This window comes from Bradyrhizobium sp. 76 (genome assembly GCF_023073025.1).
Classification (GTDB): domain Bacteria; phylum Pseudomonadota; class Alphaproteobacteria; order Rhizobiales; family Xanthobacteraceae; genus Bradyrhizobium.
Genome location: NZ_JADPIS010000017.1, coordinates 72591 through 94615 on the forward strand (window position 1 = coordinate 72591; position 22025 = coordinate 94615).

Annotated in this window: 18 protein-coding genes and 2 pseudogenes; 13 read left to right on the forward strand and 7 right to left on the reverse strand. The window is 57.1% G+C overall.

Translation table 11 applies throughout. The features are described from left to right. Window positions 1-365: 365 nt before the first annotated feature. From IVB48_RS05915 to IVB48_RS05925, 3 genes are all read left to right on the forward strand, one after another. Complete coding sequence (locus IVB48_RS05915; protein WP_247398350.1) at window positions 366-980, forward strand: hypothetical protein; 615 nt, start codon at window positions 366-368, stop codon at window positions 978-980. Window positions 981-1023: 43 nt separating this feature from the next. Beyond that, window positions 1024-3282 carry a polysaccharide biosynthesis tyrosine autokinase gene (locus IVB48_RS05920; RefSeq protein ID WP_247398351.1) on the forward strand — a complete coding sequence of 753 codons (2259 nt, stop codon included), beginning with the start codon at window positions 1024-1026 and terminating at the stop codon, window positions 3280-3282. 122 nt (window positions 3283-3404) lie between these two features. After that, window positions 3405-4037, forward strand: coding sequence for a hypothetical protein (locus IVB48_RS05925; protein ID WP_247398352.1), 633 nt, complete (start codon window positions 3405-3407; stop codon window positions 4035-4037). 165 nt (window positions 4038-4202) lie between these two features. Here IVB48_RS05925 and IVB48_RS05930 read toward each other — a convergent pair. Beyond that, window positions 4203-5188: pseudogene (locus tag IVB48_RS05930) on the reverse strand (IS256 family transposase); the annotation flags it as partial. Between IVB48_RS05930 and IVB48_RS05935 the strand changes: the two are divergent. The 3 genes and pseudogenes from IVB48_RS05935 to IVB48_RS05945 all read left to right on the forward strand — a co-directional run. Beyond that, window positions 5168-5251, forward strand: a pseudogene (locus IVB48_RS05935) (hypothetical protein); the annotation flags it as partial. The pseudogenes IVB48_RS05930 and IVB48_RS05935 overlap by 21 nt on opposite strands. 439 nt (window positions 5252-5690) lie before the next feature. Continuing rightward, on the forward strand, window positions 5691-6365 hold the full coding sequence (locus tag IVB48_RS05940) for a sugar transferase (protein ID WP_247398354.1): 675 nt from the start codon (window positions 5691-5693) through the stop codon (window positions 6363-6365). 484 nt (window positions 6366-6849) lie between these two features. Beyond that, complete coding sequence (locus IVB48_RS05945; protein WP_247398589.1) at window positions 6850-7458, forward strand: transglutaminase-like cysteine peptidase; 609 nt, start codon at window positions 6850-6852, stop codon at window positions 7456-7458. A gap of 254 nt (window positions 7459-7712) precedes the next feature. On the opposite strand, the gene IVB48_RS05950 is transcribed toward IVB48_RS05945, so the two are convergent. Then, window positions 7713-9059, reverse strand: coding sequence for an O-antigen ligase family protein (locus tag IVB48_RS05950; protein ID WP_247398357.1), 1347 nt, complete (start codon window positions 9057-9059; stop codon window positions 7713-7715). 91 nt (window positions 9060-9150) lie between these two features. Then, window positions 9151-10365, reverse strand: a complete 1215-nt coding sequence (locus tag IVB48_RS05955; RefSeq protein ID WP_247398359.1) for a polysaccharide biosynthesis/export family protein — start codon at window positions 10363-10365, stop codon at window positions 9151-9153. Window positions 10366-11643: 1278 nt separating this feature from the next. Between IVB48_RS05955 and IVB48_RS05960 the strand changes: the two genes are divergently transcribed. Further along, window positions 11644-11904: a hypothetical protein gene (locus IVB48_RS05960; RefSeq protein ID WP_247398361.1), complete on the forward strand. Its 261-nt coding sequence runs from the start codon at window positions 11644-11646 to the stop codon at window positions 11902-11904. 182 nt (window positions 11905-12086) lie between these two features. Here IVB48_RS05960 and IVB48_RS05965 read toward each other — a convergent pair whose 3' ends face one another. Beyond that, entirely contained in the window at window positions 12087-12500 is a 414-nt protein-coding gene (locus IVB48_RS05965) for a hypothetical protein (RefSeq protein WP_247398364.1), read from the reverse strand. An 862-nt stretch (window positions 12501-13362) separates the two neighbouring features. On the opposite strand from IVB48_RS05965, the gene IVB48_RS05970 reads away from it, so the two are divergent. Further along, window positions 13363-13536 carry a hypothetical protein gene (locus IVB48_RS05970; protein ID WP_247398366.1) on the forward strand — a complete coding sequence of 58 codons (174 nt, stop codon included), beginning with the start codon at window positions 13363-13365 and terminating at the stop codon, window positions 13534-13536. Window positions 13537-13982: 446 nt separating this feature from the next. Next, window positions 13983-14348: a VanZ family protein gene (locus IVB48_RS05975; protein ID WP_247398369.1), complete on the forward strand. Its 366-nt coding sequence runs from the start codon at window positions 13983-13985 to the stop codon at window positions 14346-14348. A 614-nt stretch (window positions 14349-14962) separates the two neighbouring features. On the opposite strand, the gene IVB48_RS05980 is transcribed toward IVB48_RS05975, so the two are convergent. Continuing rightward, window positions 14963-15247, reverse strand: coding sequence for a hypothetical protein (locus IVB48_RS05980; protein WP_247398372.1), 285 nt, complete (start codon window positions 15245-15247; stop codon window positions 14963-14965). Window positions 15248-15611: 364 nt separating this feature from the next. On the opposite strand from IVB48_RS05980, the gene IVB48_RS05985 reads away from it, so the two are divergent. Beyond that, the gene (locus IVB48_RS05985) at window positions 15612-15818 is read left to right on the forward strand and encodes a hypothetical protein (protein WP_247398373.1); all 207 of its coding nucleotides are present in this window, start codon (window positions 15612-15614) and stop codon (window positions 15816-15818) included. Then, entirely contained in the window at window positions 15815-16807 is a 993-nt protein-coding gene (galE, locus tag IVB48_RS05990; RefSeq protein WP_247398376.1) for a UDP-glucose 4-epimerase GalE, read from the forward strand. The genes IVB48_RS05985 and galE overlap by 4 nt, the downstream gene beginning before the upstream one ends. A 40-nt stretch (window positions 16808-16847) precedes the next feature. Here the strand turns inward: galE and IVB48_RS05995 are convergent, their stop codons facing one another. Continuing rightward, on the reverse strand, window positions 16848-17306 hold the full coding sequence (locus IVB48_RS05995; RefSeq protein ID WP_247398379.1) for a hypothetical protein: 459 nt from the start codon (window positions 17304-17306) through the stop codon (window positions 16848-16850). A gap of 610 nt (window positions 17307-17916) precedes the next feature. Here IVB48_RS05995 and IVB48_RS06000 point away from each other — a divergent pair. Next, window positions 17917-18588: a hypothetical protein gene (locus IVB48_RS06000; protein ID WP_247398381.1), complete on the forward strand. Its 672-nt coding sequence runs from the start codon at window positions 17917-17919 to the stop codon at window positions 18586-18588. Between the two features lie 18 nt (window positions 18589-18606). Next, complete coding sequence (locus IVB48_RS06005; protein ID WP_247398383.1) at window positions 18607-20757, forward strand: adenylate/guanylate cyclase domain-containing protein; 2151 nt, start codon at window positions 18607-18609, stop codon at window positions 20755-20757. A gap of 61 nt (window positions 20758-20818) precedes the next feature. Here IVB48_RS06005 and pobA read toward each other — a convergent pair whose 3' ends face one another. After that, the gene (pobA, locus tag IVB48_RS06010; RefSeq protein WP_247398386.1) at window positions 20819-21991 is read right to left on the reverse strand and encodes a 4-hydroxybenzoate 3-monooxygenase; all 1173 of its coding nucleotides are present in this window, start codon (window positions 21989-21991) and stop codon (window positions 20819-20821) included. Between the last annotated feature and the right edge of the window lie 34 nt (window positions 21992-22025).

Sequence of the window (22025 nt, forward strand, 5' to 3'; positions counted from 1 at the left end):
TCTGCGCCACAGAGTATCGCCCGCCTTAATCGTTTGCCTGATCTTCGTCAGTCCCTAAAAGGACTTTCGATCCTTGTATTCGCCTCGGCACGCCAAGGACCTGAAAAGTGCAAAACTCGCCAGTTCACTTGGCCTACGACAAATGATTGCATAGGTATCTCGGAAAAATGGCGACTTTTTATCGCACTGCAAAACACAGAATACGAAACGAAAAATACCGAAATATCAGTGGCTTATGATCAAAACAGCAGTCGCTCGGGCAACTGCAATCAACCATACACTAAAACGTCGATTGATAGGTCCTTTGCGGTGATGTAGTTAGTAGGGTGAATTGTCCCTCAGAAACAAATAGTTGCGTGGCTTCCATGATCTTCAAAAAATTCGCATTATGTGTTTTGCCGTTCGTGACCGTTCTAACCAGCAATGCGTGGTCGGCTTGTCTGTCGCCTCCTATTTCTGGGGAGGCAATAGCTCAGTTCAAAACCAATCCAAAAGCACTGCTCGCCCCCGATATGGACGCGCGAACCCTTGAAGCGACCACGCGTGATCTTTCTGGAACAGATGCTTCGCTCGCAATGGAGCTCGTTGGTCTCGCTCATGAGGCGACGCCTCGGTTGCAGACTGCAATCGCGGCCGGCTTGGCACAGGCCGCCGCCGTTTGCGTTAGTACGGATCAAAATGCAGCGCTGCAGATCCAACAAGCCGTCGCAAGCTTTGAAGATGGCCAATTTCAAGCATCATTTGCCGCGGTCGCCGGAGACCTTTCAACCGCAGCGACCGAAGCGGCGGCAGCAAATGCGAATGGTTCTGCCGGAAGCGTAGTGATGGTCAATCCTAACGCTGCGCCACGACCGAACGTAGCTAGTCAGGGCGGCGCTATTTCGACGTTAGTTCAGATCTCAACGATCGGCCTAAGCGGCAGTGCCAAAAATTCAATCGGGTCCGCGACAGCAGCAAATTCTGTCAGCCCGACGCGGTGAACAGCTTACCACCCGCGCGGTTGGTGCGCTCGAAGGACGTTAGATGAATATTGCAGGTCAATTTTCACCATACACTTCGCCGCATGACATTACCCAACCCGCCGCTTCAATGTCCTTGTCGCAGATTAGAGATTTCCTAAGCCGGCAGTGGCGTCTTATATTCTCGGTCACCGCGTTGTGCGTTCTCCTCGGCGTGACATACATTGCTATTTCGCCGTTCAAGTACACCGCGCAAGCGGATATGCTAATCGATACCAAACGGGTGACTTGGTCGCAGTCTGAAATGGCTTCGGAAAACAGGTCAGTCGATGACGCGCAAGTAGAAAGTGAGATTGAAACCACGAAATCTGAAAAGGTAGTTACATCTGTTATTCAGCGATTGCACTTGGATCAGGATCCAGAATTCGTCGGGGCCGGCGATGGGATCTTGCGCCGAATTCGAATTTTACTCAAACTGCCCGTCGAAAAGCCCCCCGAAATTACCGACAGCGAGCGCCTGCGTCGTGTCGTCAATACGGTCAGAGCCAACCTGAAGGTAACCCGTTTAGGAAGGAGTTACATTCAGCAAATCGCGTACACTTCCTCGGACCCTCTCAAAGCCGCAGCGATAGCGAACGCGTTTGCTAATGCGTATATCGAAGACCAACTTCAAGCAAAGTTTGAGGCAACTCGCCGGGCGAGCGTGTGGCTTGAGGACAGGATCGGGGAATTGCGCGAACAGGCAAGCAAGGCCTACAAAGCCGTCCAAGACTTCAAGGGGGAAAACAACATCATCATTGGGGTGGATGGCAAGCTAGCGAGTGAAGTTGAATTGGATCAACTTGGCATTGCTCTAGCGAAGGCACGCGCTGATACTAGTCAAGCACGCGCAAAGCTAGATCGTATATCTCGCGTGCTGGAACAGCGACCAGTTACAGACAATCTCAAAATCCCCGACCCGATCGTGACTGATGCTTTAAGCAACCCGGTCATCACCAAGCTTCGACAGCAATTTCTCGACGATCAAAATAAGGAATCCGAATGGAGCGCGCGCTACGGGTCCGACCACCAAGCAGCACGGAACCTTCGCGCGGAAATGGCGGCCCTTCAACGAGCTATATGGGACGAAATTGGGCGCATCGCTGAAAGTTATAAAAGCGAACTCCAGATAGCGAAGAGCCAGGAAGATTCTATCGACAAGAGGATGATCGAGGTTTTCGAAAAATCAGGGGCTGCAAGACAATCCCAGGTACGTCTGCGCGAACTGGAAACCGCGGCGACCACGTATCGCGGAATTTACGAAACTTTCCTCTCTCGATTTACGCAATCGGTTCAGCAGCAGTCGTTTCCGTCGACCGAAGCACGTGTTGTGAGCGAAGCATCTCAACCTCGAACGCCGAGTTCACCCAAAATTGGCCTTGCCCTTGCGCTGGCAACTCTTTGTGGGCTCTTCTTGGGCACTTCTGCTGCATTCGCACGAGAGCAAATGAACCGCCAAATACACACCCGGGCGCAACTCGAGGGCTTGCTCGGCACAACTTGCTTGGCTGTTATACCAGCCGTTACGGTCCCCAAGAAGCCGGTACTAAGAAGGAGGGGGGCGACCATTGATAGCACCGCGTTCCGGCAGATTAGCGAGGTCGCGCCGTTTTCCGCCACAGCGGAAGCGCTTCGATACATTAAGGTGGCAATAGATCTCCACCCATCTGGAGGCAAAGTCATCGGAGTCGTCTCCGCGCTTCCGGGCGAGGGAAAAACAACCGTCGCGGCAGCTTTTGCCGCATTCGTTGCGAAAAGTGGAGCGCGTACCTTAGTCATTGATGCAGATCTAAGAAACCCGTCGATGACAAGAGCACTGGGCTATGCCGGCGCACCGGGTCTGCTGAATTTGGTTGCAGAGAAATCCGAGTTCTCGGATCTGGTCATTACCGATTCTAAGTTTAAGTTCGATTTTCTTCCATCATCAACGCAAATCAAGCCGTCGAATAGTTCAGACATTCTCACCGCACCCGCTATGAAGGAAATGCTCAAGTTCGCTGAGAAAGAGTACGATTATATTTTAGTTGACCTTCCGCCGATTCTGCCCGTCGTCGACGTGAAAGCCGCTGCGGAGCTTTTCGACGCGTTCGTCCTGGTTGTCGAATGGGGTAGCACATCAGCAGACGAGATTCTAAAGGCTGTAAACACATCTCCAGTGCTTGCTGAGCGACTGCTCGGAGCTGTTTTAAATAAAGCGGATGAAGTCGTCATGCGGAGATTCGAAGGATATTCGGACCGACAATATGATTACTACACGAATGATGCGACCACCGGGACCACCTAAACTTGGTGCGGTACATTGCTCCTCATTCAGATTTCGAAACTTCTGTTCGCCGGGCAATTGTCCTCGCATTTTGCACTATCGCTCTGTTTTGGGCGGGCCGTACGCTTTCAAGAAGTATAGCGGTGGTCGGCTTTGAGACTGTTGAGGCGGAGTTACTGAGTCTCGAGAAATATAGCGCCCGTGCGCTAGCAAACATGCTCACTGAAGAAGCCGCGCTGAACTTCGACTCGTGCGATACTCGCGCTCAGCGCGCGTTGCTGCTCGCCGAAATTCCCCTGGTCGAACTCTCGCTGAAAAACGGAGCCGCGTCGGAGTTCGACTCACACATGCATGCCCTTGAAGTTCGCACTCAGCAAATTCTACGTTGCGCGCCCCGTGATGCTTTTGCCTGGTTGGTGGCTTTTAATCTCCGCATCATCCACGGACAACTTGACGACCGAACGTTTCAATTTTTGGATATGTCCTTCGATAACTCGCCGAATGAAGCTTGGATAGCGATACGACGATCATTGGCTGCGATGCCGTTCGCGGATAGGGCACCATCAATCATCCGCGTGAAGGTTGCAATCGACTTTGGACTTCTTATTCGCAACGGTTACTTCGAAGAAGCTGCGCGATCCTACTTGGCCGCGTCTGATCCGATGCGCGCCACGCTAACGATCGAACTTGAGAAAACGACACAAGTTCAGCAAAAGCGCATGCTTTACGCGTTAGAAAATCTTCCGCAATCCAACCGGTCTCCGCGAACAAATTAAGCCACCGTGACCAGCCGCTTATTACGTCACGAATTGATGCCGCAACGCCCTTCAAACGTCCCCCTGTCGGGCAAAGGGGCAAGCTTTTGATGTCTCTGGATCGTGTCCCCTGCCGTGGTGTAGCTGGCGGTGTGTCACCGCGTTCGCCGGCGAGAGCCGGGCTTGTCAGCTGGCGATTGCCTGAAGGCTGACGGTGGGATCATCACCCAACGGGGCGATAGTTTCCAGTGTCATGTAGCGGGCTCGCTGGACGGCCCATTCGTCATTTTGCTCGAGCAGGATCGCTCCGATGAGGCGGACGATGGCATCCTCGTTGGGGAAGATGCCGACCACCTCGGTCCTTCGCTTGATCTCACCGTTGAGGCGTTCGATCGGGTTTGTCGAGTGCAGCTTGGTCCGGTGTTGCGGCGGGAAGGTCATGTAGGCCAGCACGTCGGTCTCGGCCTCGTCGAGGAAGCTGGCCAGTTCGGGCAGCTTGGGGCGGAGCTGGTCGGCGACCTTGCGCCATTGGCTTCGTGCGGCCTCGGCATCGTCCTGGGCAAACGCGGTGGCGATGAAGGCGGAGACCACGCGCCGGCCGCTCTTGCCGGCATGGCGAGTGCGTTGCGCATGAAGTGCACGCGGCAGCGCTGCCAACTCGCGTTGAGCACTTTGGCCACGGTGGCCCGGATGCCCTCGTGGGCGTCGGAGACGACCAGCTTGACGCCGCGCAGGCCGCGGCGGGCGAGCTTGCGCAGGAACGCGGTCCAGAACGTCTCGGCCTCGGAAGGGCCGACGTCCATGCCGAGAACTTCGCGCCGGCCATCGCTGTTGACGCCGACTGCGACAATCACCGCGACTGACACGATGCGGCCGTTCTGGCGCACCTTTACGTAGGTGGCATCGATCCACAGATACGGCCAGTCGCCCTCGATCGGCCGGCCGAGGAACGCCTTCACCTTGTCGTCGATCTCGGCGCACAGCCGGCTCACCTGGCTCTTGGAGATGCCAGTCATGCCCATCGCCTGCACCAGGTCGTCCACCGAGCGGGTCGAGACGCCCTGCACATAGGCTTCCTGCACCACGGCCGTGAGCGCCTTCTCGGCCATGCGGCGCGGCTCCAGGAAGCCCGGGAAGTAGGACCCCTTGCGCAGCGAGCAGCGCGGCAGGCGATCAATTACTGCCTCAGCCGCTGGGATGCATTTACCCGGTTCCTTGATGAGGGACGGCTTTGAATGTCGAACAATGTCGCCGAGCGCGAGCCACGGACTGTCGCTATCGCTCGAAGATTGGACTTTCGCCGGCTTGTATGAGGGCGGCCGGCGTGCCGCTGCGATCTACACCCTCACGCCATCGCCAAACTCAACGACATCGACCCACAGGCTTGCGCTACCGATTTGCTGGCGCCGCATAAGCGCGTTTAGCCCATCCCGCCTGGGAGGAGGCCTCGTGTGCCGATCAAGAAAAAGTCAAAGTTCAGCCTGGAACCGCGTAGGCGTGGTGCAGACGGAACATAGTTAATGACATCAAAGACTTAATCATTTATATTAATAGCCGACTTGCCGCTAAATGAGGCTTGCCGGAATTGTGCACTGCGCATTTAATCGCTAAGAAAGAGTTAGAGATTGAAGTGAATTCGAAACATTAGTCTAAGTAGCATTTGAGGAGTGTGAGATGGGTAGTTTTGTCCATAGCGGCAGCAATTTGAAAGCTGCTGCGATCAGCCTCCCCCACCCTGTAGGCATGACGTCCAAAAGAGTAGTTGATGTCGTAATAGCTGCATCAGCGATATTATTCCTCGCACCCCTGTTCGTCGTTTGCTTCTTGCTAACGGTGCTGAGCTCCCCAGGCCCTGCGCTGTTCCGCCACAAGCGCGTCGGGTTCAATGGCCGCGATTTTGGCTGTTTCAAGTTCAGAACTATGGTCACCGACGCCGAAGAGCGTTTGAGCCACGTTCTTGAATCCAATCCCGCAGCTGCTGCAGAATGGGCCGCAACTCGAAAGCTCCGGAATGACCCGCGAGTGACCTTGATCGGTGCGATTTTGCGAAAATCCAGCCTCGACGAATTGCCCCAGCTCTTCAACGTCATCAAGGGTGATATGAGTATCGTTGGCCCACGGCCCGTCACCGAGGACGAACTCGCCATGTACGCCAGCTCGCAGGGCGCTTACCTGTCGTGCCGGCCCGGAATTACGGGCCTGTGGCAGGTGAGCGGCCGGAGTAGCACGACTTACAGTAAGCGAGTCGCATGCGATACGTTCTACGCTAGAAACTGGTCCATGGCTTTAGACGCCAAGATTTTTATCGTTACGATTCCGGCGCTCCTGCTGTCCGAGAATGCCTGCTGAGCGCGACGAGAGCTGTGGTGGAGCCTTCCGCTAGCGCAGCTCTCGACCACGCGGCGCACGATCAGCTTCTACTGAAGTGCTTTTTGCTGTTCATCAGGTTCCGTTAGCCTGAGCAGAACATGCAGCCGCGGATAGCCGAAGCTGCGCCGCTTGCAGGCGGTGGCCCTCATGCGCCGGCGACCGCAGTACCGTGGGTCGTCTGGTATTTCATCGTGATGCGGCATCAGCCGATAGATTCATCCTGCGCATCCGACCCGACCGAGAACATCACCCTTTTTGGTGTGAATTGAATGTTCAGCGTGCTCCGTTCGAGCAGACGACAGCTGCTACTCTCCGCTCCCGCTGTGGCCCAGATGTTTTGTCGCTGGGCTAAACGATAGCAAAGAATTAACTCAACCGTTTGCATGATGTCCCGAGAATGGCGCCAAGCCATGTAATTACTCGGACATTCATCGTGCGGGCTTGTAAATCAATTATCTTCGCGATGGTCGCTGGCTTTTCAGTCACCGGCTCATACGCACGAGAACAGCTGCCCTCCAATTGGAGCCCAGCGGCTCCGATTGTTGAGGGAAAGCCGACTTTGGCTCCCTTTCAACATGTTAGGTTTTGTCTCCGTTATCCGAGCGAATGCGATCCCGACTTATCAGGAAGCGACCGAATCGAGTTCGGCCCCAAGACGCTCGAACTCCTCAAGCGCATCAACCAAACGGTTAATGCGTCGATTTCTCCCACCATAAAGGATTATGGCCCCGAGCTTCAGGATGGATGGACGATCGCTCCGATAGCAGGGGACTGCAATGATTACGCGGTGACCAAACGGCATCAACTCGTCGAGAGTGGAATGCCGGCCAAGGCGTTACGCCTGTCTGTCGTCAAGACACCGTCCGGTATAGGGCACCTAGTCCTCGTCGTATCCACAACACAAGGCGATTTGGTTTTGGACAACCTCACCGAAGCCGTTCGAACGTGGCAAAGTACGGCATATTCCTGGATCAAGATACAATCGGCAAATAATTCGCGCTTTTGGTCCGAAGTGAAGCCTTCACAATCTGTCATCTCCGACGCATCAAGATTCCACCTAGCGAAGCGATAGCGCGTGACAAACACTCGGAGTGCCGCAGGGACTCTGGCCCCGAATCTTTTAGCGCCGAGCTAACCGCATCTTCGCGATTAAACGTCTGAGGTGTGCTCCTCTTTTTACTGCGGGCGTCCGGGCTCAGCATTCGCTGTGCCGTAGTCCTGCTCTCCGGGCGTGCACGACGACAAAGAAGGGCATCAGTCACGCTTTCCGCACTTGTCTGTGGAAACCCGCGCACATGAACCCGACCGGTACAGTGCGATAAGCGCTTAGTCTGGATTAAATGCGAAGGCATTCGGCGATTGGCCGCGGCGCCGAGCATCTGAAATGGGCGACGAAGCCGCTCTCGCGAGCCCCAGACCCATCAGTATCCCGAATGGTATGAAATAGCCGGGTATCTGCAATGAGAAATCAACGAGTGAATGAACATAACTAAGCACGGCGACACCTGCAATTGCCGCCAACGGTGCTGCAACCGATTTAGACTGCTGCATTGCCGCGCGTGACAGAAGAAAAACGGTCGCCAGGGCGGCCAACGCGATTATCACGGCAACCGGAATTCCCATTTCAACTGCGATTTCTAGAATGGTCGAGTGAGCATGATCCCACACTCCTGAACTTGGAAAGGTCGGAGAACGCAGCGACGGAAAGATGTCTTCAAAAGTCCCTGCTCCACTGCCAAACCAAGGGCGCCGTTGAACGGACTGCAAACATAGTTCGTAGACTGACCACCTCTGTTCATCGACAAGGCCTTGGCTCGCAATCCTTCCGATTTGAAGAAGCCATCCCATCAATGCAACGGCACCCGTGAGAGCTAAGAAGAAAAGGCCCTTGCGACTGACTTTGTCCCGCCCCCCAACTATAAGTAGCGCTAGAGTCAGTAGCCCGGCGCAGGATGAAATCAGAGCGCCCCTAGATCCGCTTGACAGGAGCGCGAAGAAGCAGACCAAAGCTCCGACCGTTTTGAAAAGCACATCGAACGAGAGCTTCTCATTTGCGGGATTCAGCAATAGCAGCCGAACAGAAGAGGTTCGAATGGCTTCCCAAGAAGACACGGCGGAACTAGCCCAAAGGATCAGACCAGAGCCAACAAGCGTCCCAGCGGTGTTGTGGTTGATGAACGTCGTCGTAAAGCTGCCGAGATAAGCAGACTTGGTCGCCCAGAGTGTTGTAGTCGGCGTAAACACTAAAGCAAATAACCCGTAACCCGCATAAGCGAGGATTGAAATGCGCGCAACTTTGATCAGCGTTGCGCTGTTCTCGCGGGACGTCCCTAGCAAAAAGCCATTCGTGAAAGCGAGAACAAAGGTAAAGAAGTGACCAATGGCAATGTCCGGGATCTTTTCTCGACTCGAAATCCTCGGGCCGACGCTGAGCTCGAGAAGCTCGTTTAACCGGTGCCAGCTCGGGTCGTTGAGGTTATTCAGTCCAAGAGGGAGGATTTGAATCGCGGACACAACGGCGTAGCAAAGGAAAACTCCAAGCGCGCCCCGAAAAATTAGCGTTTGCTGAACATTAAGTTCAAAGCCGGCACCACAACCGGCAGCGATCGCAAGCGCAATTGTCCAGCAAACGACCCATACCAGATCGACCGATCCGAAAAAAAAAGGCGCCAACACAAGGACAACTGACGTTGTCCATAGCTGAACAGATCTAAGCGTCAAGAAGGCAAAATATCGATCCGAAAAAGATCGGGATTTACGCCGTTCAGTTTGAGCCTTTGACCGAAATTCGCGCGGCATTCACATTGGATACAGTATTTGCAGTATTGGAGACAGTGTTAGCCGTATTATTGATGAGCGTCAGCAGCTTGTAGTAATCAACGACCTTTGCGTTGGCTACATAAAGCACGTCCTTCGAGCGCATCTGGAATCCGGCAGCAAGCAGCATGCCCGACGGATCTCGTAAATTCACCCGATAAATAGTCGGTATCCGGTCGTAGACAAACCTTGTCGTGTCGACGCCGAGCTTTTGAAGAAGAGGACGATCTTCGAACCTATAGACAAAGATTTCGCTCGAGTCGGATTGATTGTCGTTGAGGCCGCCTGCCTTGCCAATAGCTTGAGTCAGAGTCAGCGTCTCCACATCAAAACTGATATCCGAAATTTGTCCGAATACGTTCTGGTTAAGAGCTCCAAGCGCCGTGAAGGTCGGCGACTCTCGCGTAACAAAAATAACATCATTCGGTCGAACAAAGATATTCTCGCGCGGATCGTGAACCACTCTGCTCAGAAGCACTCTGACGCGCTTGCCATCCCGCTGTAAGGTCACATAGCTCTCGATAGCCTCGTACTTTGGCCCACCCGCCCGCGCGATCAATGCGAGGAGACGCTCTCCAACGCTGTTCAGAGCCAACACTCCCGGGGTATTAACATCCCCCAACACACTCACCACACTGGAGTGCTGTTGATTAAGACTGATGACAACTTGGGGCTCGATTGCGCGATTTCGCAAGCGGGCGACGACAGCCTGTTGAATCTCAGGGATCGTCCGTGCGGCCGCCGGAATTTCGCCCGCGTAAGGGACGTAAATACTGCCTTTTTGATCGACCGCCTGCGCCGGCAAGTCGACAAAGTTACCAGGACGGGCGCCGGCCGCCTGACCAGGGGTAAAAAGACCGCCGGGCGCCGCTTCAAAGATGGATATATTGAGCACATCACCAACGCCGACAACTTGGTTGGGCTTTGGGCGCTTGTCCGGGAATTCGCCTTTGAAGCTTATTATATTGGGCTGGGACAAAAAGCCGATCGTGTCCGCGGATACATCAACTAGCGCGTACGGTAGCGAGGCGCCGGATTGGATCCCTGCGGTTGCGTCGGCCTTGATGTCATCGCTCTTAGGCCCGGTGCTCGGAAGGAGGGTGCAAGACCCTAAACCAACAGCAAAAACAGCGACAAGCAATGATGGAAACAGTCGCCCCATAACAACAATCCCGCCCCGACTAACGCTACGTCCAGTCATTACTCGCAGCCCTGATTATATGCACAGCAGCAAACGCTGAGGATCATCTGCCGACAAACAGTTGCGAGCACGAGCTTCAATATGACCCCCTTCGGCCCGCCAGTGGTCAAAAAGCGTAAAAATTGACCCAGTGGACTCGATCAAGCGATTTGAAACTACACGGCACGGTAGGGGCCTCATAGCATTGATTGCTCTGTCCGATAGTCTTTTGCCGCAAGCGTGGCACTGAAGTCACAGTAGCCACCAACTCCATCTAACTATTTGATAACAAATGAGGAATCTAGAACCGCGCCCCCTGACCTCCCAGGGAGCGAGCCTCCGCAAAGCTACGCCTTTATGGTTACTAACCTACTACTACGAAGCAAATTACGAGCTCAGTCAGGCTCACCATCTGCAATTGCGCAGTCAAAGAATAGGCTCAATGTAGAGCCGAGCGGAAAGCGGCTGAGAAGTGTTCGGAACGGCCGGGCAGTACAATATGGACCGCTCGAGCCTGCACACCACCGGCTTGGCGAAGCGACGTATGACGTCTAGTATGAGCCAATTCCGCGGAACGAAGACTCAAGGGGTTGGTTATGTGGCGATTGATGACCGTGTTTTTGGGGAGCGTTCTTATCGCTTCCACAGGAGCAGCTACGAATGAAGCCAGCGCTCGCGGGGCACATTATCCCCTCACGCGTTGCGGTCCTGAGCTAGCTTATCTGTGCCCCATCCACGGCTATTTTGATCTCGTACCCTTCCATTATAATTTAGCCATTTATCCCGGCTGCATCCGATCAGTACCCGTCGAAACACCCCGCGGCGTACGCCGCCAACTCGCTCTAGTTTGCGGCTGATGGCTTAATAGCTTTGGAAGCCTCGAACATGTCAGCATGACGTTGGCGCAAATCGCACCAAGTCAACTCAGCCCAGCTGCAGACAGCGCCTTAATTGGGGTCAGAGCAGGCTTGCAATTCCGCCAACGTCGGCGGATGCCAGCGGACGGAAGCACCGCGTCTACTATCGCAGTCCTTGAATCTTGAGCCAGTGATCTTAGGCCCAAAATGGCTTGGATAGTTGCATCCCAGGTAACCGAATTTACCTAAGGATCCAGCCTGCCAATCAGGGGCTGCGGTTTCCAGCGTGTTCGTGGCGCAACAGTCACGCACACGGAACTGAATTAATCAGTTGGTCATTTTTGACTCCAAACTGCGGCTATTTTCTGCTTTCAACGTCTCGGCAAGGACGCGGGACAGAACGATGTCGAAAACTAAACAAAAAACGCCGATCGAGCTAACCGTTCTTGAAGCAGCTATAACAACTGCCGTACGAAGATCAGACCCCAATTGTGAGGGATTTGTCGGCGTAGTCGTAGGCGAATGCCATCGTAAGTCGATGCAAGATTCAAATTGGACGATTCGTGGAATCAGATTCGGTACAGCCAAACGCGAAAGCTGCAATTCGGCAATTTCGCTGATTGTCGACCGTCTACAGCAACAATTCGAGATCAAGGCGCAGTAATTAAGAGTGTCATCGAGGCCACGATAGCGCGCCCCAACTGGCTCCAAAACGCTGTCAGCCGATCAGCCGGCTTGCGATCGAGCCGATTAGTTCAGAGCGCAGCCGCTCAGAACTTTTTCGACTTCCACAATTATCATACTAGCCTTAGCCGAGAAAAGCGCCCTTAGGCCGGCGCTGGCTTGTCAATTGTCGCCCCTCGTCCCTATTTCGGGAAATCGCGTAGCGAATACTGCCGTCAAAAATCGCAGATGCTCCATCGTCACTTTCAGTTGGCCGAGCCGGCGCTGACCATTCAGGAGCTCTGTGTCAAACAAATTTTGATGGTGCTCATCCAAGGCTGCTCGATGAAGGTATTCATCATCCCCGTTACCGATCGTTACTGCTGCACGCTCGAGCACGTCGGATACCCGTTCGTCGAGACCAGCATATTCTCTTTCAGCAGCGACCAGCGCTGAGTTGATAGCCTGGATGATCGGGGCAAGGCGATTTTTATCGGTTTCAGCGTCCCTTGTCGCCGAACGAGCTCTAAATTGGTTCCGGCGCGGCCCGAGCTTCGACATCCGATGAATGCTAGCTCTCAAAGAAAACTGAAACATGCGTTCATCTTTCGATAGGTACTAAGCCTGCAATTGGACCATCGCCAAAGGTGGTTAACAAATGATCAATAAACTTGGAGCGACAGCGCTGTAGATGTCCAGCCGAGGCTGAAGCAATTCATTCGTCGGGGTCTCGGTCTCTGCGGTCCCCAGACCGCCATCCTCGCATCCGCGTCTCCGAACATACCCAAGCGCGCAACGAGCGCCCGTGCGCCTGGCAAAAGCGGGCGTGGAGCCCACGCGGCGTCTGAACTGATCGCGCGATTGATCATTCGGGAGTTGAGAAACAAAGTGCTGCCAATCTTATGGATCTCTCGCATTGACAGTACATCGCGTATCAGAGGAGTCGTTAGCACAGCTATGCCGGCGACATTTACAATGTCGCTTCGCAGTTAATGCTAATCCCGGCGTGACGAAGCGCATCTGCCAACGAACTTCGGTTAATGCTACGGTTCTATGCCTACGCGACCGACCATTTAACCGACTGCCCTCTTCAACCATCGCTGCTGTGCAAATGTCCCGCCAATGCTGGTGGACCTCACCGGCAACAGGCGACTGTCGAACTACCCTGCGGGTTTGCAACAATCGGAGTGTTGTAGCTTGACCGCGGCTAGCGTTATGCAAGACCTACCTCGATTGCTAAAATCGCATGCTTACACCGAGTTTCGCGCATTAAGCTACTCGCAGTAAGGTTGAGCGGTTAGCTTAATCCGCGTTGTTTATTGCAAAGTCTCACAGATCGCTTATCCACCTCTGCACCAGGCTTCCCCAAGGCCTGGCCCCACCCAAGCAAAGCCGTCGAGCGAACATGGGTCGCTTGGCGGCTTTGTCGTTGTGTTGTTGCAAGAGGAGAATCTCAGTTATGGCGCGCAAGCCCTGGTCGTTCAAAGAGGACCGCCGGCTCATGGAGCTGGCCAAGTCTTCGACGTCGCTCGAAGAAGCGGCTAAGCAGCTCGGGCGTTCGCCTGACACGATCAAGCGCATGGCCTTGCGTCTCGGCCTAGCGCTTAAGCCTAAGGCCGGAAAGAAGGGTTAACTGCCGGTAGGGAACCGCTACCGAGGCTTTACTACAGCCGCTTCGGTGTTGTTGCAGCAAGAACTTGCTGGCCGAGCGCTCATTATTGCATTTTTGGAATAACGATCCTGCTGGCTTCTTAGCGCTGCTTTTTGTCGCGCTACGCATCTGGGTCACGGACCCTATCGGCCATCGAATCTATGAACGCAGATGTTAATCTCGTGAAATCCGGGTAAGGCGGCGTTCTGCACAGCTGACCCGTACCCGCAACATTTGAAGCAATCTCTCCGTCAGTTCACGCACCAGTCGACTGACCGATGTGGCTGGCTCAAATGTAACGCGACAAGCGCGGCTCAAATATTGCCAGGCGAGCATCACGTCACGAGCACTTAATCTGCAACGCCCCGATATTAACGCTTTTCCCGGTTTTCGAGAGCTACACGCCGGTCGAAGGGTATAGTGTTGGAATGCGTCGTAACCATTTCATCGCGGCCCTGGTCGTCTGCCTGGCGCTTATCGCCTACGCCACGCTTGCACGTCTAGCTGCCAGACCAGTGCTCGTGGGTCATTCGGAAGCCTATTGGGTTGTCGTCATCGAGCGCTTCTCCGCCTATGGCGTCTTGGGCTTTCTTCTATCCTTTCTGCTGCCGGGACGATTCGCTTTGGCCTGCTCGCTTGTCGTGGCCGTCGCAATCGCGCTTGAACTAATGCAGGCGCTGACACCCGATCGTGATCCGGCTTTCCTCGATGTGGTGCAAAAAGCGACGGGGGGCACCGCCGGTGTCATTCTCGCCCAGACAATCCTGGCCTTCTTACCAAGGCCAGCGTCCTGAATTAGGCGGCCCCTGGCATAAAACAAGTCGTCAGGGACGTAAAATCGGCCCGCGCAGTGCATCGCTTGGTTTCGCAGCCGTATCTTTTCTTTGCGAACACTTTGAGCCAACAAATTGGGAGCCTGGGCTTCGGGGAGCATCGCACTGCCTGGGACGGGCTTTGGATCGTTCGAACGGCAGCGCGATGTCGGCGTTCCTGCTGGCCCCCACGGGCCTTTGCAATGAGCTCCCATCGCGGACCCGTCAGGCCGGCATAGGTGACTTTGAAGGCGACAGTTTTGGTCTCGGCATCGTGGGTTGCTTCTGCCTTGCCCATTCGGGCGAATGGTTCGGGGGGCACTTCACTGCTTTTGTTGATCGGCTTACGGCTTCTTGGCTTCTGCGTGGCCGTTGTCGCTGTCGGCGATTAGCAGCCCAACAGTCCGCCGTCCCCGATAGTGTGACTCAGGTCCGATAGGCGGCTTTCCTAATGACACCCTTCCGCGGCTCCCGGCCATTATTGGAACACCGGCGCAGGCAAAACTTCGGGATGCGGATTTTGCCTGATAAGAAACAACGGTCGCGGGATCTCATTGCCCGGCCGCGCAGGGCCTTCCCCCGGGTAACGCAGCGGCTTAGGCCATCCCGCGTCTGCCGCGGGCCTCATTTGGGGTCAGCAGCTCCGCCATCTGCCGGTGCGTGGTCTGGAGCGCTTCGATGGCGCTTTCGAGGTCGAAATCTGCCTCGCGAACAGACGCAAAGAATTTGGCTGTCAGCGCCAAGTCCAGCTTGACCCGCGTTGCGCCGTCGCGACTTTTCTTACGGTCTAGGGACAGATGAATGGCTCGCAACCTCGCGTCACTGCTGCTGCATTCACAAAGCGTCGCGAGTTCGTCATATGTCATCCAGATCTGAGGCATGTCCCTGTCCATTTCCTTGTATGGGCCTCACCCTAAATTTCAGTTTTAAAGATAGAGTTGCTGCGGCGTGGTCCTACATCTTTTTAGCGGCAGAATGGTCAATTGAAGCTAAATCATGGGGCGGTCGACGTGCTGCGCGAGGGAAGAAGTGTCGGGCCCGCGGGTGGGCGGACTGCGCGTAATGGCTTGCTAAGGAGCAAGGAGCAGAGTGGGAATTTTGCCCTCAATAGAACCAAATAAGCGCAAGAAGTGATCGAATCGTCGACGCGTTCCTGAACAGGCATACTTGCATGCGGGCGCGATAATTCTATGCTTGGGTTGTTTGCTGCCGGTTAGGGCTTCCATGTTTCCTGGCGAGAGGTATTTGCTTGTGATCGCTGAATTTCCGTCTGCTGCTATTTCGCTGGAAGAGAGTTGTTCCAACGTATCCTATGCGAAGCAGCCTTTCCGCCGCCTGCGCCGCAAGAAGCTTGGGCGGCTCTCGATTGTGCTGCTTGTGATTTGCGCGGATCTACTGCTAGCAACGACGGCCTGGATGATCATTGCGTTCGTTTGGGGTAAGCAAACATGACAGACCGACCGACCGTCCTCGTCACAGGAGGCGCGGGCTATATTGGCTCGCATGCCTGCCGCGCCCTGATCGCCGCCGGCTACCAGCCCGTCGTTTATGACAATCTCTCGACAGGTCATCGCAGTTTCGTTGCCGGCCCGCTGGTGACTGGCGATCTGCTCGACGGCGCGATGCTGGCGCGCGCCTTCGCCGAGCACAAAATCACGGCGGTCATGCATTTCGCGGCGGCAAGCCTCGTCGGCGAGTCAATGACCGATCCGCAAAAGTACTACATCAACAATGTGCAGGGTACGCTGTCGCTATTGCAGGCGATGCGCAATGCGAGTTGCCATCGCATCGTGTTCTCCTCGACCGGCGCCGTCTACGGCAACGCGGACTCCAAGGAACTGCCGGAAGACTTCCCTTGCGCGCCGATCAACCCCTATGGCGCATCGAAATGGATGATCGAGCGCATGCTCGCCGATTACCGGTCGGCCTACGGCTTCGGCGCGTTCTGCCTACGCTATTTCAACGCCAGCGGCGCCGATCCGGTCGGCGGCATCGGCGAATTACGCGACAACGAAACCCATCTCATTCCGCGCGCCATGATGGCGTTGCAGGGCCATGTGGATTTTGCCGTGTTCGGTGAGGACTACGACACGCCCGATGGCACCGCGATCCGCGACTACATCCATGTCACTGACCTCGCCACGGCGCATGTCGCGGCACTGAAACTGCTGGAACAAGGGCATGCCGGCGGCAGCTTCAATCTGGGCACCGGCTCCGGCTTTTCGGTGCGGGAAATCCTGACTGCCATCAGGCAGGAGACCGGGCGCGAGGTGCCCCACACCGTCAAACCGCGCCGCGCCGGCGATCCCACCTATCTGGTTGCCGATCCATCTGCAGCGCGAAAAGTGCTGAATTTCGTGCCGCGACATTCGGATCTACCGACCGTGATCCGCACGGCCTGGGCCTGGCACCAGAGGGCTCATCCGCTTAAGCAGTCCTGACAACATCGTCGAAGTCGATCAGGCGGGATGAGACGTTGCCTTATGGTCTATTCCGTTCCGAGCCAAGCGATCCCGGCGCAAACGGATGGCGCGATCGCGAACGGCCGTCGAGCCCCTTGGGCAGCTTGTCGGCATTGAGCTTCACGACCGCACCTCTGGCGTCAGCGGCCAGCACCTCGTCCTGGCTGTAGATCAGCGTCGCCTCGAAGGTCACATCGGGGGCCTGCTCGGCCGTACCGGAACAGGTCGCCATCGCGCCGCTGCACACGCCCGAGAGCTTGACCTCGACTTCGTCGAGCCCGAACACAGTCGGCGGCCCCTCGGCATGTCGCCGCGTGGTCAGAACCGCCGTGAAGCGCTGCTCGTCGATTCGGTAAGAGCCGCCATAGGTGAAGAAGCTATCGCTGCCGGAGATTCGTCCCTCCGCGAGATGCACGACGCCCGTGCCCTGACCGCGCGGGGTCCTGAACCAGGCCGCATATTTGCCGTCTCTCAGCATGAAAATATCCGCGGTAAAACTCAGGACGCATTTGCAACCAATACTAGGGCGCGACAATGATCCGCGCGGAGAGCATTCCGCCACGGTTAACACCCTGGAAAGCGAGCCAGTCAAATTGCTACCGACGCGCAGCGACGTGGGCAGCGCAGGCTCCTCCGCGCAGCGGGCAAGAAAGCTGGACCTCGTTGCATACCGCGCTAAAAACGATCGGCGTGCCGACCTCGTTTGGCAGCTTGCATATAACCGCTATCAACTCAGCCTTCGTGACAGCTAGCCTTCCTGTCGCGCTGGGAGGAAGTGGTCGAGATCGCCGCCGGTCAGCAGGCGACGCCGTATCAGAAGACCGAGGCCACGCTCGCGCCCATTACAGGTATAGAGAGTGCAGCGGAGGGCCACCCGGTCGAGGCCGTCCCAGCCGAATGAAATTATCCATCCGGCCAACAGCTTGCCGGCGCACTGTTTTCTCCGGTCGCCGGTTTGAACCTCTTCCTGATAGAGTGCACCAATATGTGAGAGTGATTCCGGTCACACTTGCCTGGGCGTTTCGCTGCTAAGCATCGGCCCTGGACGGGGACCGGGCAAATATCGGTCGAACTGGATGAGATTTCCCATGAAAAGCCTGATCGGCGCTGTTGTCGGCGCGTGCTGTCTTGCTGCCCCCGCTTTGGCGGAGACGCCGGCCGCCATCGTCGAGGACGTGCAAGGCAAGGTGGACGGCGTCGCGTTCATGGATTATGTGGCGCCGGGCAAGATCATCAAGCTGGGCCCCAAGGCAACCATTACGCTCAGCTATCTCAAATCGTGCCAGCGCGAGACCATCAGCGAAGGCGTCGTCATGGTCGGCGCCGAGCAGAGCACCGTGCAACTCGGCGACGTCAAGCGCGAAAAGGTGCCCTGCGATACCAACGCGGCAAAACTGTCGGAGCGGGAGGCGAACCAGAGTGCCGCGACCACCTTCCGCACCATGCGGTCGGATGCCAAGGGCAGCGCTCCGGCCAAGCTGCCGACGCTCTACGGCATCGCGCCGTTGGTGCAGGCCAAGAGCGGCAGCACCCTGGTGATCGAACGCACTGATGGCAAGGAGCCCACAATCAGCGTGCCGCTCAAGAGCGAGACGATGGTCGGCGGCAAGTTCTATGACTTCGCCAAGGCCGGGAAGTCGCTGACGCCGGGCGGCAGCTATCTCGCCATCCTCGGCACCAAGCGTTACGCCTTCCAGGTCGATCCCAGCGCCACGTCGTCGCCGACGCCGATCGTCGGGCGCCTGCTGCGGCTCGAATAGGCAGCTAGCGACGGGGCGATGCGGCGGATCGGCAGACGGGACATCGTTGCAGCGATCCTGATTGCGCTTCTTGCAGGCGCCGTCGTCACGTCTCCACCGCTCCAGACGCTGCAAGGCCTGTCTCTCGACATCCTCACGGCACTGCGCGGCAAGCTCGTCGGCGACCGCCGCGATCCCGCGTCATCACCGGTCGTCGTCGTGGCTATCGACGGCGAGACCTACGAGACTCCGCCGTTCAAGGGATCGCCAACGCAGACCTGGACGCGCGAGATCGGCCGGGTTCTCGGCAGCATCGACGACGGCGGCGCCCGGGCGATCGGCTTCGACGTCATCTTCCCGAGTTCGATCGAGCAGTCTGAGATTCCCTTCGGCGACGCGTCGCTGGGCAGCCGCATGAGAGGCTTCGATCGGGACTATCTCATCGCCCTGCGGAAGCTTTCCGACAGCGGAAAGCTGGTGCTCGGCGAGATCCTGAGCAACGACCATCAGGAAAGGCCCGACCGCGCGCAGCAATTGGCGGTGAGAAACAATATCCGCGCCCTCAACGTCCATACCGACACCGACGACGTGATCCGGCGGATGCCGCTGAGCTTCTCGATCGACGGCAAGCCGGTCCCCGCGATGGCGGTCGAGCTCGCCGCGCGCGCGCTCGTAGTAAAGCCCGAGATTGCACCGTCCGGCGCGACCGAATTGTCCGGTTATGCAATTCCGAACGCGGTACCGAATACACTGGCGCTCAATTTTCGAGGACTGGGCCGCGACATTCCGACTTTCTCCTTCGCCGATCTGCGAGCCTGCGTCGAAAAAGGCGACCGCGATTTCTTCCGTCGCGCCTTCGGCGGCAAAGTCGTGCTGCTCGGCACCGCCCTGAATTTCGATGATCGCAAGCTCACCTCGATGCGACTGTCCGGCGGATACGACGGAACGCCGGGGCCACGATGCGCCCAGCCCGCTCCGGCAAGCACCGCACAAAAGGCCCGCAGCGACATCGCCGGTGTCTTCGTGCATGCCAACGCGGTGCGAAATCTGATCGAACGCGATGCGGTGACCGAGCTCGGCTTTCCACTGCGGAGCATTCTCACCATCGTGTTCGCAGCGATCGTGGCCTGCGCGGCCTGCGTGCTTGCACCGGGTGGCGCACTGATCGCATGCCTCGGCCTCACCGTGGTATACGCCGCCGTGGCCGTCGGTGCATTCGTCTATGCCTTGGCGCTGCCGCTGACGGAGCCGGCACTCGCAAGCCTTGCCGCGCTCGCGATGATGATCGGCTACCGTTTCGTTTTAGCCGATCGTGACGAGCGTTTCCTGCGCAAGAGCTTTGCGTTCTATCTCGCCCCCGAAGTGATCGACACCATGGTTGCCTCCGGCAAGATGCCGGCGCTCGGCGGCGAAATGCGCAACGTCACCATGTTCTTCTCCGACCTGAGCGGCTTCTCCTCCATCGCCGAGACGATGACGCCGGGCGAGCTGGTGACGTTGATGAACGAATATCTGTCGGCCATGACCGACATCATCGAGAGCCATGGCGGCTATGTCGACAAATATATCGGCGATTCCATCGTCGCCATGTTCGGTGCGCCCGCCGACGATCCCGCGCATGCGCGCCACGCCGTCCATGCCGCGCTGAAATGTCACGAAAAGCTGGCAGAGCTCAACGCCGGCAGCGCCGCTTTCTCCGGCCGCGGCCTGTCGCACCGCATCGGGCTCAACAGCGGCGAGGCCGTGGTCGGCAATATTGGCTCCCGCCGCCGCTTCAACTACACCGTGATGAGCGACACCGTGAACGTCGCTTCGCGGCTCGAAGGCGCCAACAAATACTACGGCACCGCAATCATGGCCTCGGAATCGACGATGGCGCAGACCGGCGACGGCTTCGCCTGGCGGGAACTCGATGCGATCCGGGTGCTGGGGCGCGGCGAGGCCATCAGGGTATTCGAGCCGCTCGCGGACAAAGGCGCGGAGAGCGCCGGGCAGAAACAGGTGGCCGCGGCTTACGCGGAAGGGCTGGCCTGCTGGCGGGCGCGGGAGTTCGCAAAGGCGGCTGACGCGTTCGAGGGCGTAGCCAAGACTGATCCGCCATCGTCAAAGTTCGCGAAACGCGCGAGGGCGCTCATCGAAAATCCTCCCCTGCCAGAGTGGACGCCGGTCAATACGCTGGAAGGGAAATAACGCTCGTCACTCGGCACGACGTCATCACTCACCTCGAGAGAAAGCATCCGCGTTCGCATCCTTAAAACGGCAGCCCCACATAATTCTCCGCGAGCAGGCGCTGTGCCGTCTCGGACGAGAGGAGATATTCCAGTTCAGTCCGCTGGAGCCGGTCCTCGTATTCGAGCCGGTCAGGGAAGCGATGCAGCAGCATCGTCATCCACCACGAGAAGCGTTGCGCCTTCCAGATCCGCGCCAGCGCCTTGGCGGAGTAGCCCTGGAGCCCGGAATCATCGTCGTTCTGATAGTGCGCGAGCATGGCGTGGTAGAGATAATAGATGTCGGAGGCGGCGCTGTTCAGTCCGCGCGCGCCGGTCGGCGGCACGATGTGGGCGGCATCGCCGGCGAGAAACAGGCGGCCGTAGCTCATCGGCTCGGCGACGAAGCTGCGCAAGGGCGCGATGCTCTTCTCGATGGACGGTCCCGTGACCAGGCGGCCGCCGACCTCGTCCGGCAAACGACGCTTCAGCTCGGCCCAGAACGCATCGTCGCTCCAGTCCTCCACCTTGTCGGTGAGCGGCACCTGGACGTAGTAGCGGCTCAGCACTTGCGACCGCAAGGAACACAGCGCGAAGCCGCGCTCGTGCTTCACGTAAATCAGCTCCGGCGACACCGGTTTCGTGCGCGACAGCACGCCGAGCCAGCCGAACGGATAGATCTTCTCGTATTCCCGCAGCACGTCCTTAGGGATCGACTTGCGGCTGACGCCGTGAAAGCCATCGGCGCCGACGATATAGTCGCAATCAACGCGGACGGTCTCGCTGTTCGAACGATAGGTCACGTAAGGCCGGTCCGAGGTCAGCTCATGCGGCGTCACGTCCTCGGCGTTGTGCACGACGTTGCCGCCGAGGCGGTCGCGCGCCTCATAGAGGTCGCGCGTCAGCTCGGTCTGGCCGTAGACCAGCACCGAATTGCCGCCGGAGTGCTTATGGAGGTCGATCTGGGAGAGCACCCCGTCATGGGCGATCTCGAATCCCTTGTGGATCTCGCCCTCGCGGTCCATCCGCTCGCTGCACTGAGCCTCGCGCATCAGCCTGGCGAAGCCGTGCTCGAGCACGCCGGCACGGATCCGGGCAAGCACGTGGTCGCGGCTGAATTTTTCCAGCACGACCGTGTCGATACCCTTGAGGTGCAGGAGCTGGGACAACAGCAGTCCGGACGGCCCACCGCCGATGATACAGACCTGGACTTTCATTTTTTCGTCCTCCTCTGCACTTTCTTGCAGATTC